Source organism: Pedobacter steynii (assembly GCF_001721645.1).
In the GTDB taxonomy this organism is placed as follows: domain Bacteria; phylum Bacteroidota; class Bacteroidia; order Sphingobacteriales; family Sphingobacteriaceae; genus Pedobacter; species Pedobacter steynii_A.
The window spans coordinates 6300470-6318630 of sequence record NZ_CP017141.1 but is presented as its reverse complement, the minus strand read 5'-3'; the positions used below and the strand labels follow the sequence as shown (position 1 = coordinate 6318630).

The following is an 18161-nucleotide window of genomic DNA, read 5'->3' as shown; positions in this document are numbered from 1 at the left end:
TCTAAAGGTTGATGATCATTTTATTAAATTATGGAAACAAACCCAAGTAATACCCAAAACCTTACTCCTGTAAAACTGGATAAGGACGGAAATGTTGATCTGACTACCATTACTCCTGAGGAAACCAGAAAATACAATGAGCTCAATAAATCATTGGAACCTTCAGACGTGAACTCTATCCTGAATTATGGGGTAGAGGCACAGAATTCTATGGAGAAGTACAGTAATGAGTTTTTGTCTTCTGTACGTACCTATAATAGCGGTGAAGTTGGTGGATTAATCAACGAATTGCTGACTGAGCTGAATTATATTGATGTCTCTGAGTTGGAACAAGGTGGCTTTAAGTCTTTTATTTCAAAGATCCCCTTCCTGAAAAATCTGGTGGTAGATGTTAAAAAACTCTTCCAGAAATATGATGTGGTGGTGAATAATATTGATAAAATCACTAATAAAATCAAAGCTGGACGTTTAAACTCTATTAAAGATAATAGCTCGCTTCAGACGATGTTCGACAGCAATGTAGGGTACATCCATCAGATGGAAGAACTGATCATCTCAGGACAGCTTAAATACAATGAACTGAGTGTTAAGCTGGCGGAGATGGAGGGAAGACCTGCGGATTATCAGGATTATGAAATTGCTGATTTAAGGGACTTCCTGAGTAGATTGGATAAGAGACTGGCGGACATGAAAATTGTACGCTTTATCATGTTGCAGTCGCTGGCACAGATCAGGGTGGTACAGAACAACAATACTTCCATCGCAGAAAAAGCACAATCAATTGTATCGACCACAATTCCGGTATGGAAAAATCAGTTGACGATTGCGGTGGCGCTGCAACGGCAAAAGGCCAATGTGGAGATGCAGAAAAAAATATCCGATACCACAAATACCATTTTACAGAAAAATGCAGAAATGCTGAAACAAAACAGCATCGATGTGGCGAAAGAAAATGAGAAAACTGTGGTGTCTCTTGAAACCTTGAAGATGACGACCAATTCGTTGATCGAAACCTTAAATGAGGTGAAGAAAATTCATGAAGAAGGTAACCAAAGCAGAAGGGTGCTGGATGGGGAATTAAAAACCCTGGAAGCAGAACTGAAGAAAAACGTTACCCGCGTTAATTAAAATTAATCAATGGATGAACGCCGTGTTTATATTTTAAAGGAATCCCGTACAGAGATCAGCCGTTTACAGCTGCTCTCTGTGTTTTTTGAGGAGGAGTCCGTATATAAAATATATCTGCGCAGTCAGGTTATTCACCAGTTGTTTGAGCAGAATGAGGATCTGGATATTGATAAACTGGAACTTTTTCACGTTCAGTTTACCTCAAGTGTTATCGAACTTCTCCGAAAGATTAAGAAAAATAATGAAAAGAATGTGAGTCTGCTATACGATGAAATTCATCTAAATGAAGAATTGATGGAGCGGATGAACAGTTCTGTATATACGGACAAGAACTTTAATCTGGATAAACAGAAGCAGGCCTTAAAGATCAACTTATCCTTAAGAAAATTGTTCCAGGTATTGTCAGAACTCAGTACGGAATTCCCATTTTCAAAAAACATCAACTCTTTCAGCTCCAGGTATGCTAAAGATTTCTTTTATAATATTAGTCCGGATCAGCTGAGTCAGCTGATCGACTATGATCCTAAGGAAATGTATGTGGATGTAAGTGCCAGTATTCAGAAAAAACTGATGGGTATGTTGTGTAAACAGGATTTTAAAACGGAATTTTTTTATGGGTTAAAGTCGGGACAGTTGATTATTGAGGTTTATAAGTTTATAGATTTAGATCGTCATTTTCTGTTTTTTCCAAGTAGAAACTTGTTTCTGTTCTGCGATCTGGATATACTTAAAGAAGTAGACTGGTCTACAAACCTGTCTGAAAAAGAGAAGATTATTCAGGAGCTTTCTTATAAAAATGACAAGCTGGAGAGTAGTGCTGCGGCACTTAAATCCTATATTCCAAAAGAAATTATCGCTCTTTTAGAAGAAAACTACCTGAAGATATCAGATATCAATTTCCTTGATCATCTGAATAACTTTGATGTGCAGGCAAATATTTTAAAAGCGATGCTTAAAACCGATCTTTTTTAGCATTTTTAAGGCAATTATCACAATTAATAAAAACTATAAAGTAAAAAATGGATAATAATTTAATCAATCATCCCGGTGTGATCATCGGGTTCGCAGTGCTGGTCCTTGTGATGCTGCTACTGGATCTGGGCGTTTTTAATAAGAAGGTTCACGCAGTATCAAGTAAAGAAGCAGCTATTTGGTCTATCGTATGGATCAGTTTATCCATGATTTTCAGTGGGGTTATTTACATCACCTCCGGATTTGAGAAGTTCACACAGTTTCAATCCGCTTATTGGATTGAAAAAGCCTTATCTGTAGATAACCTCTTTGTGTTTATTCTGGTTTTTGGATTTTTTAAAGTTCCCAAAGAGTTGCACCATAAAGTGCTTTTCTGGGGTATTATTGGTGCTTTGTTGTTCCGTGCAATTTTCATTTTTGCCGGTGTAGGATTGATTAACCTGACTTACCTTCCGGAAATGACCATATTGGGCCACCTGGTTAAAATTAACATCGTGTTGTTGATTTTTGGTCTGTTCCTGATTTATGCAGGGATCAAATCATGGGTTGCAGACGACGACGGTGACGAGGAGAAGGATTTTAGCAAGAGTGCAGGTGCACGTCTGGTTTATAAATTCTTTAAAGTAAGTAAAGAGTTTGATGGTGCTAAGTTCTTTACCGTGGAGAACGGTGTAAAGTTGGCTACTCCCTTATTGGTTGTCGTGGCTGTGATTGAATTTACTGATTTACTTTTTGCGGTAGATTCCATCCCTGCGATTTTTGCGATTGCTCCGGATGATCCGTTGATTTTATATACTTCTAATATTTTTGCCATATTGGGCTTAAGGGCTTTATATTTTCTTCTGGCTAATTTCATTCATATGTTCAGCTTATTGAAATATGGCTTGGCAATTATCCTGGCATTTATAGGGGTAAAAATGGTGATTGCACCGATTTATCATATCTCTTCTCCACTTTCTTTATCAATAGTAGGAGGGGTATTGATTTTATCGGTAATTGCTTCGCTGATATTCGTTCCTAAAGAGAAAGCGGCTATAGAAGAACCAAAGTAATTCTTAGCGGCTTTATCACCTTAAAAGACCTGGACAATACTTGTCCAGGTCTTTTTTGTATCTTGAGTCCTAAACAAGATATCCTATGCAATATTCTGTTACTCTTCCTGTTACTGCTGAAAATAAATCCCTATGGCAAAATGATGCTCATTCAGCAATATTAAACATTTTAAATGTAGCTGCAGCGCAGGTTGAGCTGATGCTTCAGGGCTACCATTCCAGGGAGAAGGTGAGAAAGGTGGTCTTCGAAGAGAGGAGTTTACAGGTGCTTGCGACAAATGAATTTCGCCTTAAAGCAAATTATGTAGTGGAAGAGTACAGCGTCTGTAATGCTATTGATCAGGTAGATTCCGAAACGATGCTACTGAGCATTTCTCTGCTTAAGGGAGGAAATGCAATGGATGTCAAAGGAATTGACCTGCCGGAGCGCGAACCTGATTCTTTATAGTTGAAGGAGGACAAGACAAAAAAAAGCCAGCAATTTCTTGCCGGCCTTTCCTTATTAATTGATTAAACTAGAACAAACTAAATTCAACTCTACGGTTTTTCTGACGACCAGCAGCAGTTTTATTAGTTGCTATTGGTTGGTTAGGTCCGTAACCTGTAGCTTCGATACGGGAAGCATTTGCACCTTGTGATACTAAATAAGCTTTGATTGCTTCAGCTCTGTCTTTCGACAAACGTAAGTTTAAAGCCATTGAACCTGTGTTATCTGTGTGACCAGCTAATTTTAAGCTGAAATTTTTCTCTACCAGAAGAGCAGCAACACGGTTTAATGTAGGATAAGATTTCGAACGGATAGTTGCTTTTCCTAAGTCAAACTCTAAATCTCTGATCGCTTCGTTAACTACTTTTTTGTCAGCTTCTGTTACGATAATTTTTTCTCTGATTACAGCTGGAGCAGCTTTTAATGTACATCCGGCACCATCAACTACGGTTCCTGAAGGAGTACCTGGACATTTATCAAATTTGTTAGCTACACCATCACCATCGTCATCACCCATTTCCTGTGCATATTTAGCTTCCATTGCTTCTTTATCTCTTTTAGCATTTTGCTCTGCTGTAGATAAGGCTCTTCTTAAATCAGCACTTTCTTCTGCACTTTCGTTACGTAAGTTAGCCAATGAGCTGTAGTTTTGTAACTGTGGTTTTGATTTGCTACCCAAAGCAAATTCTAAACCTGCATGTCCATAAGAGAATTTATCGAATCTTGCAGTGTTCATACCGTCAAATTTACCGGTTTTAACAAAGTTAACATCGTAACCGAAGTCTAAATTGATACCTTTTGCAATACCCAATTTAAAACCAGCACCTACCGGGATGAAATATCCTTCTCTGTAAGATTGTTTGTCAACAACACCGGCAGTAGTTACATCAGCACCTGATGACATATAACCAGCACCAGCTTTTACGTAAGGAATCAATACTGCATTTTCTCTGTTGATGCTGATATTAGCCAGGTTATAAACTGCAGTTAAGGCTGCTGACCATTCAAGTCTTGTTTCAAAGCTTTTATCATTGCTGTAAATAGCTTCATTGGTTAATGGATTAATTCCAGCAAGTCCTCTTGAACCTTTTACTTTACCAGCTAAGAAATCTGCTTGTAAACCTAGAGCAGGTAGAATTTGTTTTTTGATATAACCGCCATATCCTAAAGATTCATTTGCAGTTTTAAAATCACGGCTATTGCCATTGAAGATGGTATTGGTGCTTAATACACCAGCATGTCCACCAATTGACCAGGTACGGAATTCTTTTTTCCCAAAGCGTCCTGTAGTTTCAGGCGCCGTATCTTGAGCGAATAATTGCGATGATACTCCCAATAGGGCAACTACCATTGCGGCTTTTGTAATGTTAGATTTCATTTTCTTTTCAATTAGATATATGTGCATCCAGTTACTCTACTGAACTGCTAACCTCCTTGTAATAACCTTGCCAAAGCTATTGTTGATGGAAAATAAATCAGAATTAACTAATAATCAGTATGTTAATAGATGTTCCAGAATATTTATAAAATATATCTTTTTTGATAAATGCGGCATTTTTATGTATAGTATTTGCTACAATTCCTGGTTTTAGAAAGAATTGAACATTGGAAGAGCTAGCTCAGGTTTACAATTCAAACACTTCTCCCTTTTCCGGAATACTGACTTTATAGCCAATATCAATAAGTGCTTCAGCCAGGCTATTTGTATTCTTCTCTTCACCATGAACGAGGAATATCTGTTTTAATTGTCCGGAGTCCTGGTGTTTTATCATATTAACCAGATCATTGTGATCGCCATGACCGCTCAACAGATCAGTTTGCTTAATGCTTGCATAAACCATCAGATCACGGTTTCTGAGCCTGATGATTGGATCACCACGCAAGAGGCGGTTGCCTAATGTTCCTTTTGCACAATATCCAATGAATAGAATGGTACAATAATAATTCTGAATATTATAATAAAGGTGGTCTTGTATCCTGCCTCCTTCCAGCATTCCGGCAGAGGAGATGATGATACACGGTTCATGATAATTGGAAACAGATAAACTTTCTTTTTTATCGTGTACATAAGAAAGTGCCTCAAATTCAAACTCATCTCCTTTTTGTTTGTAAAATTCTTTTGCTTCATCGTTAACCAGGTCATGGTGGTGGCGGTAAATATCAGTGGCGAATTCTGCCATCGGGCTATCTACAAAAACTTTAACGTAGGGAAGGAGGCCCTGGCTGAAAATTTTGTTTAAGGAATAAACCAGAGATTGAGTTCTGCCAATACTAAAAGCCGGGATGATCAGCCGTCCTGGAAATTTGATACAGGATTCATTGATGGTATCGATTAACTTCTGTTCCAGACTGACGTCCGTGCTATGTAGTTTTCCTCCGTAAGTGGATTCTGACACCAGGTAATCTACCTGAGGAATGGGCTCAGGGTTTACCAGTACCGGATAATTATTCCGGCCAATATCTCCTGTAAAAGCGATTTTCTTTTCCAGCCCATGATCCTGTACCGTGAGTACGACCGCAGCTGCACCCAGGAGATGGCCAACCGGTATGAATTTTAAAGATACTTTCCCGTTTAAGCGAAAATCTCTGTGGAAGCCGATCGTAACAAAACGTTCAACGGTATCCATGACATGCTTTTGGAGATAAAGTGGCTGAGGTCCGGGATGGGAACCTCTTCCACGGCGGCCCTTGGGTTTATGCTGTTTACTGAGAAAAATATTGACAGAATCTAGCAGTAGTAGTTCTGTAAGATCTGCTGTGGGAGGAGTACAAAGAACCTGACCTTCGAAGCCCATTCTGACTAATGTAGGTAAATTGCCGGAGTGGTCAATGTGTGCATGTGTCAGGATGACCACATCTATGCTGGATGGGTCAAAAGGAAAATACTGGTTCTCTTCCTGATAAGTTTCTTTTTCATAATCCAGACCGCAATCGACCAGTATATTATAATCCTCTAATTGCAGCAGGTGCATACTCCCTGTTACCTGTCTTGCTGCTCCCCAAATAGTCAATTTCATAGCTATGGTATCCTTATTGGAGCCAAGTTATCATTTTTTATAATTTATCTGTATCCATCCATGTTGAAAAATTATTAACCCGGTAAGTATAGTTAAAGCCGGGAGCTACATGTATGGTCGATACCTTCTTCCATTTCAGAAGTTCATCCTGAAACGTAGGAACAGGAAGTCCGGATACCTGAGCGGCTTTGCGATAAAATTCCTGTCTGCTCGGATGGTCTGGTGAGCAGACATTATATATAGGTCCGAATGTTGCATTTTTAATCAGGGTTATACTGAAGTTTATGCAATCCTGCAGGTGTACTAAGTTAACAGGGGCGCGTCCGTTGGGAATATTGTCTTTACCAGCAAAGAACCTTCCTGGATTTCGGCCGGGACCAATTAATCCTGCAAAGCGAAGAATGGTGGTGGTAAAAGCAGTTTGGCTGGTCAGCAGGTTTTCTGCTTCGAGCATGGCTTTTCCAGATGCGGTATCCGGATTGGTTAGGGTAGACTCTGTAATTTCAAGATTTTGATCGCCATAAACCGCTGTGGAGCTGATAAACACAATATGTTTTAACTGCTGTTTTTGTGCTGCACTGGCAATTCTTTCTATTTTCTTGCAAAAAGAGTCTTGTTTTCCACTGACTCTCTTTGGTGGAATGTTGATGATCAGCAGATCTGTATTAAAGAAATCGGGATCGTAATGAGCTTTATCTTCTTGAAAATCTATAAGGTAGGGCTGGATTCCAGATTCCGAAAGCAGGGTTAGCTTAGTTGCTGTGGTACTGGAACCTTTTACAAGATAACCTGATGAGAGGAGTTGTTTGGCAAGTTCAAAACCATACCATCCGCAACCAAGGATGCTGATGGTATGGTTTTGAGGAATCGAGGATGGACTTTCCGGCATTTTGTTGTATATCCAGGTTAAAGGCTGCAATAAAAAAAGGGGTGATGCCTAAACATACCCCTCTTTTATGAAATGAATTAAGACTAAAGAACTGTTACGTTTGATGCTTCAGGACCTTTTTTTCCTTCATTCAATTCGAATTCTACGCTGTCTCCTTCATTCAACTCTCTGAATGAATCTCCTGCAATCGCAGAAAAATGTACGAAAATATCTTTTCCTCCATCTTCTGGAGTTATAAATCCAAATCCTTTTGCAGAATTAAACCATTTAACTTTTCCTGTTGTACGCATATTATTATATATATATTTCGATGTGAAAATAATGAATAGAATATTAATATCAAAATCTTTAAATAGGAAGAAAAACGAATTAAATATTTAATGATGAATGCCGTTGGAACCTATTTAAACGTATATTGTTAGGGTATAAGGAAGTTAATGTATAGTCGGATTTAAAATTGATAAAATGAGCAAAGAGACGAATCCTGAAAAAATAAGATCAATTGCAAATGAAAAGAGACCTAAAAAGAGGACTTATGAAGAGCCGGATAACCTCGGTTTGGATGCGGATCAGTCTTCAGAAAATTTCTCTTTTTATAATTATTTGAATACTGATAATGACCGGATTTCAGGAAATCCGGACGGTGAGGACGATGATCATGATCGTGATGAACCTTTCATTAATTCGCCATTAATGGACAAATAGAGAGTTTGGCATCATTTTTACAGTGTATATGTATTAATCTAAACATTCTATAGTTATGAAAAAGATATTTTCAGTAGCGGCATTTGCGATAGTCTTATCAGCATGTTCAAATAATGCCAAGCAGGAGGCGATGATAAAGCAGCAAGCAATTGTTGCGGTAAAGGATAGTCTGAAACTAGATAGTTTTAAAAGAGCAGATGCTCAGGAGAAAGAAAGATTAGCGAAAGTTAAAGAAGAAAAAGTTAAAGAAGAAAAAAGAACGCTTCTTTTGGCCGAACGGAATGAAGCAGCAGCAGAAAGAAGTGATAGAAATAATTCATCTAACACAGAAGCTGCAGTTCCTGCTAAGAAAAAAGGCTGGAGTCAGGCAGCTAAAGGAGCAGTTATTGGTGCAGGGGCAGGTGCCTTAGGCGGTGTCCTGATTGATAAAAAGGATGGAAGAGGTGCGATTATCGGTGGAGTTGTGGGGGCCGGTACAGGTTATGTGATTGGAAGGGCACAGGATAGAAAATCCGGAAGAGTAACGCCGAAAAATTAGTATTTAATTACCGAAATTTTCATGAAAGCCAGGTAAGAGCCTTTTAATTGGGGTTTTTTACCTGGTTTTTTTGTGGAATTTTAAGTTCAAATCTATTTTTATCTTAATATATACTGAACTTTTTAAGATACAGATCTTTGTTTCTGAATAGAGCATGGTGTGAAAGTCCCCAATTGGAAATTAATCCTTCAAAAATCAACATTCCCCATTTTTTTTATTGTAGAAAATTGCCCACAGTGGGGTGGATTTTGGGAAAATAAACTACCCGGTAAAATGAAAGAATGAAAAATTTTGGAATTAACCAGAAAGAAAAATCAGCTTCTAAACAGCTTTAACGTTTGGTTGAACCCCTAATATCCACATTTCCGTCTATCATATCTGTTATTGGCTTGGTTTTTTCCTTTACCTCGATATAATAATAACCTAAAATGAGAATTCAATATCTATTATTGCTAGTTGTTCTGACTTCCTTATACAGTTGTAAAAAGGATGCCTCATTTGATAATATATCTAATGTGATTCTTAAAAGAGAAGGGCTTTTAAGGGTGGAATGTGAAAATTGCGAAATCAATTATGAGGTAAATAGCAAGGCATATAATGTTGGAATCGATAAGGGAAGCAATGATATTCCTTTTTTCTACTCCGGAGATTTTGATTTGAAAACTGAGGTGTTGTCTAAAGAAGAACAAAAGATCAGGTTATTAGTAATCGATTCTTTTGGCCGTATTGTTTGTAATGAACTGAATGACCTGAAGGCAGGCGAGGTAAGTAAAAAGACATTTGTTATTAATATAAAATAAGTTAATTAAGGGGGCTAAACTCGGAAATTTCTAAAATGTAAACCGATCGAGGCTGAATAGGGACGATTACTAGAAAAAGTATTATGTTTACAGAAAGAATCAGTAATAATGGGACGACCGAAAATGAATCCGAAATGGGGAATTTTCCTTATTTGGATAGGTTTTTGTTGTGGAATTCCCGTAAGAATTACAGTAACGAATACATGGAAATTAAACCTGATCATAAAAAAAGCATACTCATCGTAGATGATGAACTGAGTATTCTTAAGCTATTGAGCTTCATCCTGGCGGCTGATTATGACCTGATCATAAAAAAGAGTGGAATCGAAGCTATAGCCTGGCTGGAAGAAGGAAACGATCCTGATCTGATCATATCTGATCTGATGATGCCTTACTTCGATGGAAGTACATTAATCAGAAACCTTAAGATCAGCGGGTTTTACAGAAATACACCGGTGATCTTATTGTCTGGGGCAGAAGATCTGGCGGATAAAGTGAAACAAATGCCTTTCAAGATTGACAGCTATCTGGAAAAACCTTTTAATCCTGCAATTCTAAAATCGCAAATTGCTCAACTCATAACCGCATGACAACTTCGACCATTAACCGTCCTCAGATAAATGCCAAAATAGTGCATTTTGGAAAACTCCTTAAAGAGGTGATTGCTGAGGAGTTCGACACCAATGTGGAGCATATGGATGACCCGCAGGATTTTAAGCGCTATCTTGATCAGCAGTCATTATTAACATTACCTGATATCATTTTGATTGAAGTTGATGACAATAAAAACTGTTTCGAACAGATCAGAGAGATTAAGAAAAATCCACTTTTGCAGGGACTCATTCTTGTTCTTTTAGGGATTAAAGAAGACAAAGTCTGGAGAAAGATGGCATTGGATCTAAAAGTCAATGATTACTATACCTATCCTTTTCCACTGGAAGATTTTTGTGAAAGGCTTAATTTTTTAGTTAAATTTAAGTTAATCAAACCGAAATTAATGGAGCTCGCACAGAAAGCTGATGTAGAATATCAATTGCCATGGACTAAACGGGCTTTTGATATGGTAGCTTCGGGCTTTGCGCTGTTGTTTTTGATGCCACTGTTTATTGTTGTTGCGATTCTCATCAGACTGGAATCTAAGGGGAAAGTAATTTACAAGAGCAAGCGGGTAGGGGCTGGCTATAAAATATTCGATTTTTATAAATTCAGATCTATGCGCAGTGATGCAGATAAGATGCTAAAGGATATGGCCGATCTGAATCAATATGCTAATAATGAGGAGAACAAAACCGGTAAGTCTGCATTTGTTAAATTCAAAGATGATCCAAGAATTACCAGATTGGGTGGGTTTCTAAGAAAAACAAGTATTGACGAACTGCCACAATTAATCAATGTATTTATCGGAGATATGTCTTTGGTCGGGAACAGACCTTTGCCCTTGTATGAGGCAGAACAGTTAACCACCAACGAATGGTCTACGCGATTCCTTGGGCCTGCGGGTCTGACAGGCTTATGGCAAATTAGTAAAAGAGGTCAAAAAGATATGTCAGAGCGCGAACGTAAGGAACTGGATAATTATTATGCTGATAATTATTCTATTCTGCTGGATCTGAAAATCATCCTAAAAACCATACCCGCTTTAATCCAGAAGGAGAAAGTATAATCTATTTAAAAGATCTACAAAACATAAAAAAAATGAAAAAATCAGCTTTTATTACCTTTTTAATTATAGGTATCTTTAATTTGAACTTGTCAGCGCAGGAATCTATAGTAGGAGACATTAATTATGGCCAGTTAGAAAAATATATTCAGTCTGCAAGACAAAACTATCCTAGAAAAAAGATTTTTGAAGCAAATGTTGAAAAAGCTAAAACAGGAGTTCCCATTGCTAATATGTCTTACTTTGATATTCTGAATGCGTCTTATATTTACAGACCTGATGATAAAGCGGCATTGAATCCTTTGAACCCTTATACTGTAAACGGCTTTCAGTTTGGTGTAAACGTTAACGTTGGTTCATTGCTTCAAAAACCTTTTATGGTAAAAAAAGCAAAAGCCGAATATAAAGTGGCTCAACTGGAGAATGAAGAATATGACCTGATCCTTGTCAATGAAGTTAAAAAAAGATATTATGAGTACCTGCAACAACAAGGTACACTTAAAATCAAAACTCAGGCTGCTCAGGACAACAAAAGTGTTGCTGAGAACCTAAAATACAAATTTGCAAAGGGAGAAGTAACTATCGATGTCTTTAACCAGTCGAGAATCAACTCAGCAACCGCCGATTCTGATAAGCTGTTAACAGAGGTTGCCTATTTCAGAGCGAAAGATGCATTGGAGGAAATCATTGGTAAAAAACTTACCGAGATTAATTAACCAATTATAAAAATCCCTAAACTATGGATCTTAAAGTATTTTTAAGACTTTTATTACGCTATAAGTGGGTACTAATTTTGGTACCACTTGTGGCTTTATTACTTACCTTTTTTCTGGTAAAAAATTTACCTAAGGAATATAAGTCTCAGGTACAGATGTCGACTGGTCTGGTTGATCAGTCCAGACAGGTGGCCTCAGAAAACCAGAATACAGATTTCTTTAAGGTCAATCAGCAATTCAGCAACATCATGGAGATGATGAAAATGAAAAAGACCATGAGTACCCTGTCTTATAGTCTGATTTTACACGATTTGTTAAGCGCACCGGAATCTTTTAAACAGTACAGTGAGGAGATTAAAAAATTAAATGCTACAGATCTTCAGAATGTGATCTCTCTTTATAGTGATAAACTCTTTAAAAAGGAGGTCATCACTACTGTTGATAGTGGCAAATATAAACTTTATGATCTTTTGGTATCGATGGGATATGATGAGATCAGCCTCAATAAAAAATTGAGCATTTACAGAATTGATAACAGTGATTTTATCAATATCGAGTATACATCTGAAAATCCTTTGCTGTCGGCTTTTGTGGTAAACACCTTATCAGGTGAATTTATCAATACCTATAGTGCAAATGTATCAAGCAACCAGAATAAATCTATTTCGGTTCTTGATTCACTGGTCAAAAAGAAAGAAATGGCCATGAACTCTAAAAACTCAGAGTTAAAGAATTATAAAATCAATAATGGTGTACTGAACCTGGATAAACAATCCGAAATTATTTATAAGCAGATTACGGATTACGAAGAGCGTAAATCTCAGGCTCTTCGGGAAATCCAATCAAACCAGGGTGCAATTGCAAACCTGAACCGAAAACTTAATGGAACGGACCAAAAATATCTTGGTGGAGGTCTGGTTAAGGAAAATACCAATATTGTCGCGTTAAACAATCAGATTAAGATCGCTTCAAACAATTATATAGACAATGGTTTTAAACCATCGGATCAGCGTAAAGTAGATTCTTTGCAGACTTTGCTGACCAAGCAAATGCAGAAATCATCTGATGATAACATTACTGATCCGGTTGCGACCAAACAAAGCCTGATTCAACAAAAAAACTCTATGGAGATTGCCGTTTCTTTAGCGCAGAATAGTCTGAGATCTATTGACGCAGAATTGAATCAGCTTAAGGCGAAGTATAACACGATGGTACCTTTTGATGCAGGTGTTCAGAATTTTGAACGTGATGCAGATGTGGCGACCAAAGAATATATGGATGCATTAAATCGGTACAACCAATCAAATGTAGAAAAGAGTATAGGTTTAAAGCTTCAGGTAGCACAAATGGGCTTGCCGGGACCTCCGGAGCCTTCTAAAAAATTAATCTATATGGCATTGTCTGGTATTTCCAGTTTTTCCTTCTGCTTATTGATTATTTTCTCCATGTTTCTTCTTGACCATACTATAAATAACACCAAACAACTTTCCGGTCTTAACATTGGTAGGGTTCTGGGAAATATCAATTTTATTGAGGAGAAAGATAAAGATCCCCGTGTAATTTGGGGAGACAATGATAAAGTTACTGACTTTATTGTGTTTAAGGACCTGATGCGTTCTTTGCGTTTTGAAATTTCTAAAACACTGGACCTTGATTCAGGTTCTAAAATCCTGGGGGTGACCAGCGTGAAATCCGGCGAAGGAAAGACTTTCTTTACTTCTGCGCTCGCGTATGCATTTGCAATGACAGGTAAGAAAATCTTATTGATCGGTGACGACTATACCAACCGTCAGCCTGCAGAGAATGAAAAAAGCCTGGTGACTAGTCAGTATTTTGAAAATTTCCTCGTAAAGAAAGAAATCAAAACGGAAGATCTGATTACCTTCCTGAACAAGAGCTCTACAAGCAATTCCTTATTGGAAATTCAAAGCTCAAGTGTATTAAAAGCAGGTTTTGATTATCTAAAAGAGAAGTTTGATCTGATCCTGATTGATGTTGATAGTCTAAGGTCTGTTAACAAAGCAAAAGAATGGTTATCTTTTACTGACCACTCTATTGCCATCTTTGAAGCGGGGAGTGAAATCAACGAAAATGATAAAGAATTTGTAAATTACATCCGAAATCATGAAGGATTCGCCGGATGGGTTTTGAACAAAGTGAAAATCAAAGAATTGAATGAGAAGGCCCCTTTATAAGTGTCTTCTCTGTTCCTATAAACCGATACTCTTTTTATGAAAGTCTGGTTGCGAGAAAGCAGTAATTTCGTTTTATTGACAATTGGGATTATTTTCTCACTGGCTGTTGCTTTCCTGGCGGTCCGTTTTGGGGTGATCGTTCCGATTATGCTTACCGTAACCTTTTTGGGAATCATCTATCTGCTGATCACCGTAAGGGAGATAAAGTTCGCTTTTTACGGCATGTTTGCTTTCTGTTTTATGGTGATTTTTCTGTATCGGGAAATCAGCTCCAGCATTCCGTTTGGGATTGGAGTGGAAGTGATGATTCTGCTGGTCTGGTGTTCTGTCTTTTTTAATAGTAACAGGGTAAACTGGAAACTTGCTAATAATGATCTGGTTTTCCTGGCGTTATTCTGGTTTATGATCAGTCTGATCGAAGTGATTAATCCGGCGGGAGCAAGTGTGAGAGGCTGGGTTCAGGAAATCAGAAGTTCCGCACTTTATTTTATTATGATTGTGCCTTTAAGCTTTGTGATATTGAATCGCAAAAAAGACCTGAATCATTTTCTGGCACTGATCATTATCATTTCTGTGGCGGGAACTTTTTATGGAATGCGGCAGCTATTTGTAGGATTAACCTCTGGAGAACAGCAGTTTCTTGATAACGGGGCTGCCCAAACACACTTACTCTGGGGCAAACTCAGGGTTTTTTCCTTCTATAGTGATGCGGGGCAGTTTGGCGCCTCTCAGGCACACATTTGTTTAATCGCATTTATATTGGCACTAGGCCCATTCTTATGGTGGAAGCGTGTTTTGCTTGGAATAGCTGCTTTTATATTGTTTTATGGAATGCTGATCTCCGGTACCAGGGGAGCATTGTTTGCGCTGGTGGCGGGTGGTTTTTTTGCTTTATTTTTAAGTAAAAATTTTAAGGTGTTGCTGTTGGGCGGGATGTTTGCCGTTGCCTTTCTCGGTTTTTTGAAATTTACTACCATTGGAAACGGAAATTACCAGATTTTTCGGCTAAGAACGGCATTGGATCCTACGGACCCATCTCTGAATGTGAGGTTTACCAATCAACTAATCCTCAAAGAGTACTTAAGCTCAAGACCGTTTGGAGGTGGACTTGGTGTAATCGGTACCTGGGGGAAGGAGTATAATAAAGATAAATTCCTTTCTACCATTGAGCCAGACAGCTATTGGGTGAAAGTGTGGGTGATGTATGGAATCATAGGTTTTGTCATTTGGTTTGGCATAATGATGTATATCGTCGGTAAATGTTGTGGAATTGTATGGAAGATAAAGGACGACAGGTTGAGGGTAAAACTCATTGCACTGACTTCGGGAACAGTGGGGGTTTTCGTCTGTAGCTATGGAAATGAAGTGATGAATACAATGCCTACGGCGTTAATATTATATGTATCCTGGGCCTTTGTTTACTTAGGACCTCGGTTAGACAAAGAGAAGGAAGAAAGTATAAACCAAGTAATCACAAATTAAACTGAGGTATGCCATTCGAAATATTTGCAATTCCAGGAATTATCTGTCTGATTATCGGATTTTTTGCCGGTATAAATTATTACAAGAAAAAAACTTAAAGGCGGATACAAGATACTTATCTGATCATATATGCAAAAGCTAAATATTATAATTATTGGACAACAACCCTGGGATACTGAGATAGGAAGCAATTGCAAAGACATTGCTTTGGAACTTAGTCGGTATCACCAGGTGCTGTATGTAAATTCGCCTCTTGACCGGATTACCTCAATAAGAGAAAGGAAGCTGGAAAGTAGTCAGAAAAGACTGAAGGTAATCCAGGGAAAGGAAACGGGATTGATCAGCATCAAAGAGAATCTTTGGACTTATTATCCGGATTGCATTGTGGAATCCATCAATTGGCTGAATTCTGCATTTCTGTTTGATTTTATTAATAAGATCAATAACAGGAGATTTCACAAATCTATATTAAAGGCGGTCAATTCACTTAACTTTAAGGATTTTGTCCTGTTTAATGATAACGAGATCATCAAATGTTTTTATTTGAATAGCCTGCTGGCTCCCAGACTTTCAGTTTATTATTCCAGGGACTATATTCTAGCCACTCCGTATTGGAAAAAGCATGGTGTGAGACTGGAGCCAATGATGATTGCCAAATACGATCTTTGTCTGGCAAACTCCACCTACCTTTCAGATTATTGTCAACAGTATAACCGGGAGTCTTATTATGTTGGGCAAGGCTGTGATCTGGACAACTTTAGTTCGGAAAAAGCATTGCCCAAGCCCCTTGAATATCAGGAAAGTTTCGGGTCGGTAATCGGATATGTAGGCGCTTTGCAAAGCATCCGTCTGGATGTAGAACTGATAGAATACATCGCTATGGCGCAGCCAGACTGGACAATTATGCTGGTTGGGCCTGAGGATGAAAAATTTAAACGAAGTAAACTTCATTCGCTTAAAAATGTAGTGTTTACCGGGCTTAAACCACAAGATGAATTGCTGAAATATATCAGTTCATTTGATGTATGCATCAATCCTCAAATGGTTAATGAACTTACCATAGGTAATTATCCGAGGAAAATTGATGAGTATCTGGCAGTAGGAAAACCGGTAGTAGCGACGGAAACAAGAGCAATGGAGATTTTCAAACCACATGTTTATCTGGCAAAAGACAAAGAGGGATATGTAGAATTAATTGCTCAGGCGCTTAGGGAGAATTCTCCTGAACTCAAACAAGAGAGAAAAGCTTTTGCTGCTACCCATACCTGGGAAAATAGTGTTAAAAGTATCTTTCAATATATAGTAAAGGCATTGGATCGTTAATGCCCTTACAGGTACACAATTTAATTATCAAGGTAAACAAATATGATCGTCTGGACAGTGTTACAGGTTATTTTAGGTTTTAATTTTTTATTCCCCTTCCTGTTATTTATTGCAGCTAAATTGTCGGGAAAAAGAAAATCAGTTGAAAAAGTTTCAGATGATTCTGCTGACTATGCGATTATTGTTACAGCTTATGAGGAAACTGGTTTACTGGAATCTGTGGCCAGTTCAATTCTGGACCTGGATTATGAAAATTACCTGATTTATATTATTGCTGATAATTGTGACATCTCTAACCTTCATTTTACTGATGAGAGAGTTGTCTTATTGAGGCCTCCGGAAGTACTGGCCAGTAATGTGAAATCTCATTTTTATGCGATCAATAACTTCAAAAGAGCTCATGACCGGATTACCATTATAGATAGTGATAATCTGGTGGATAAAAACTACCTTAAAGCATTGAATCGGGTTTTTGATGCTGGATTTCAGGCTGTTCAAGGTGTCCGTAGGGCGAAAAAGATCAATACTACTTATGCTGCACTTGATGAGGCGGGAGATATTTATTATAGGTACGTAGACCGGAAATTATTATTTGAATCTGGTTCATCGGCTTCTCTGGCTGGCTCAGGAATGGCTTTTACGCTAGATCTTTATAAAAACTGTCTGGCTGATCAGCAACTGATGGGAGCTGGTTTTGATAAAATTCTTCAATTTGAGATTATCAAAAGAGGGCACAGAATTGCTTTTTCAGAAGCAGCAGTCGTTTATGATGAGAAAACAGCAAAATCTGATCAGCTGGTTAAACAAAGAGCGAGATGGATCAATACCTGGTTTAAGTTTTTCTTTCTGGGTACAAAATTATTGGTAAGTTCCCTATCAAAGCTCAACCTCAACGGTTTTCTCTTTAGTATCTTATTATTGAGGCCGCCATTGTTTCTGTTGATCTTGTTTTCAGGAACCTGTTTTTTGATTGATATATTTATCCTGCCTTATATGCTGTTTTTTTGGCTGGGTACAGGCATTCTCTTCCTTTTTGTATTCTTTAGAGCCCTGTCTTATTTTAAAGCGGATGAAAAGATCTATCAGTCATTAAAAGGAATTCCAAAATTTATTTTTTATCAGATACTGGCATTTACCAAAGTAAGAAAGGCAAATAAATTGTCTGTAGCCACAAAACATGTGGAGGAAAATCCCTAA

18 protein-coding genes are annotated in these 18161 nt (G+C 37.9%); 14 read left to right on the top strand and 4 right to left on the bottom strand.

Features of this window, described 5'->3' with window-relative positions; genetic code table 11:
- The first annotated feature begins 30 nt into the window (after nt 1–30).
- The 4 genes from BFS30_RS26190 to BFS30_RS26175 all read left to right on the top strand — a co-directional run bounded on the left by BFS30_RS26190 (nt 31) and on the right by BFS30_RS26175 (nt 3600).
- Nucleotides 31–1128 (top strand): toxic anion resistance protein, encoded by a 1098-nt coding sequence (locus BFS30_RS26190; protein ID WP_069382010.1) that lies wholly within the window; start codon nt 31–33, stop codon nt 1126–1128.
- A 9-nt stretch (nt 1129–1137) separates the two neighbouring features.
- A complete protein-coding gene (locus BFS30_RS26185) occupies nt 1138–2100 on the top strand; it encodes a hypothetical protein (protein ID WP_069382009.1) in 963 nt (320 codons plus the stop codon).
- A 47-nt stretch (nt 2101–2147) separates the two neighbouring features.
- Complete coding sequence (locus tag BFS30_RS26180; protein ID WP_069382008.1) at nt 2148–3152, top strand: TerC/Alx family metal homeostasis membrane protein; 1005 nt, start codon at nt 2148–2150, stop codon at nt 3150–3152.
- Nucleotides 3153–3237: 85 nt separating this feature from the next.
- Nucleotides 3238–3600, top strand: a complete 363-nt coding sequence (locus tag BFS30_RS26175; RefSeq protein WP_069382007.1) for a hypothetical protein — start codon at nt 3238–3240, stop codon at nt 3598–3600.
- A gap of 67 nt (nt 3601–3667) precedes the next feature.
- Here the strand turns inward: BFS30_RS26175 and BFS30_RS26170 are convergent, their stop codons facing one another.
- The 4 genes from BFS30_RS26170 to BFS30_RS26155 form a co-directional block, all read right to left on the bottom strand.
- Complete coding sequence (locus BFS30_RS26170; protein WP_069382006.1) at nt 3668–5017, bottom strand: OmpA family protein; 1350 nt, start codon at nt 5015–5017, stop codon at nt 3668–3670.
- A 247-nt stretch (nt 5018–5264) separates the two neighbouring features.
- The gene (locus tag BFS30_RS26165; RefSeq protein ID WP_069382005.1) at nt 5265–6656 is read right to left on the bottom strand and encodes an MBL fold metallo-hydrolase; all 1392 of its coding nucleotides are present in this window, start codon (nt 6654–6656) and stop codon (nt 5265–5267) included.
- Nucleotides 6657–6693: 37 nt separating this feature from the next.
- A complete protein-coding gene (locus BFS30_RS26160) occupies nt 6694–7545 on the bottom strand; it encodes an SDR family oxidoreductase (RefSeq protein WP_069382004.1) in 852 nt (283 codons plus the stop codon).
- Nucleotides 7546–7628: 83 nt separating this feature from the next.
- Nucleotides 7629–7835: a cold-shock protein gene (locus tag BFS30_RS26155; RefSeq protein ID WP_062548063.1), complete on the bottom strand. Its 207-nt coding sequence runs from the start codon at nt 7833–7835 to the stop codon at nt 7629–7631.
- Nucleotides 7836–8010: 175 nt separating this feature from the next.
- Between BFS30_RS26155 and BFS30_RS26150 the strand changes: the two genes are divergently transcribed.
- The 10 genes from BFS30_RS26150 to BFS30_RS26105 all read left to right on the top strand — a co-directional run bounded on the left by BFS30_RS26150 (nt 8011) and on the right by BFS30_RS26105 (nt 18161).
- Nucleotides 8011–8250, top strand: a complete 240-nt coding sequence (locus BFS30_RS26150) for a hypothetical protein (RefSeq protein ID WP_069382003.1) — start codon at nt 8011–8013, stop codon at nt 8248–8250.
- Between the two features lie 55 nt (nt 8251–8305).
- On the top strand, nt 8306–8788 hold the full coding sequence (locus BFS30_RS26145) for a YMGG-like glycine zipper-containing protein (RefSeq protein ID WP_069382002.1): 483 nt from the start codon (nt 8306–8308) through the stop codon (nt 8786–8788).
- 428 nt (nt 8789–9216) lie between these two features.
- Nucleotides 9217–9588, top strand: a complete 372-nt coding sequence (locus BFS30_RS26140; protein ID WP_069382001.1) for a hypothetical protein — start codon at nt 9217–9219, stop codon at nt 9586–9588.
- 83 nt (nt 9589–9671) lie between these two features.
- The gene (locus BFS30_RS26135; RefSeq protein ID WP_237028668.1) at nt 9672–10178 is read left to right on the top strand and encodes a response regulator; all 507 of its coding nucleotides are present in this window, start codon (nt 9672–9674) and stop codon (nt 10176–10178) included.
- On the top strand, nt 10175–11251 hold the full coding sequence (locus BFS30_RS26130) for a sugar transferase (RefSeq protein WP_069382000.1): 1077 nt from the start codon (nt 10175–10177) through the stop codon (nt 11249–11251). The genes BFS30_RS26135 and BFS30_RS26130 overlap by 4 nt, the downstream gene beginning before the upstream one ends.
- A 32-nt stretch (nt 11252–11283) precedes the next feature.
- On the top strand, nt 11284–11964 hold the full coding sequence (locus BFS30_RS26125) for a TolC family protein (RefSeq protein WP_069381999.1): 681 nt from the start codon (nt 11284–11286) through the stop codon (nt 11962–11964).
- A gap of 23 nt (nt 11965–11987) precedes the next feature.
- Nucleotides 11988–14159 (top strand): exopolysaccharide transport family protein, encoded by a 2172-nt coding sequence (locus BFS30_RS26120; RefSeq protein ID WP_069381998.1) that lies wholly within the window; start codon nt 11988–11990, stop codon nt 14157–14159.
- 36 nt (nt 14160–14195) lie between these two features.
- Entirely contained in the window at nt 14196–15641 is a 1446-nt protein-coding gene (locus BFS30_RS26115; RefSeq protein WP_069381997.1) for an O-antigen ligase family protein, read from the top strand.
- Between the two features lie 129 nt (nt 15642–15770).
- Entirely contained in the window at nt 15771–16964 is a 1194-nt protein-coding gene (locus BFS30_RS26110) for a glycosyltransferase (protein WP_069381996.1), read from the top strand.
- 42 nt (nt 16965–17006) lie between these two features.
- The gene (locus BFS30_RS26105; RefSeq protein WP_069381995.1) at nt 17007–18161 is read left to right on the top strand and encodes a glycosyltransferase; all 1155 of its coding nucleotides are present in this window, start codon (nt 17007–17009) and stop codon (nt 18159–18161) included.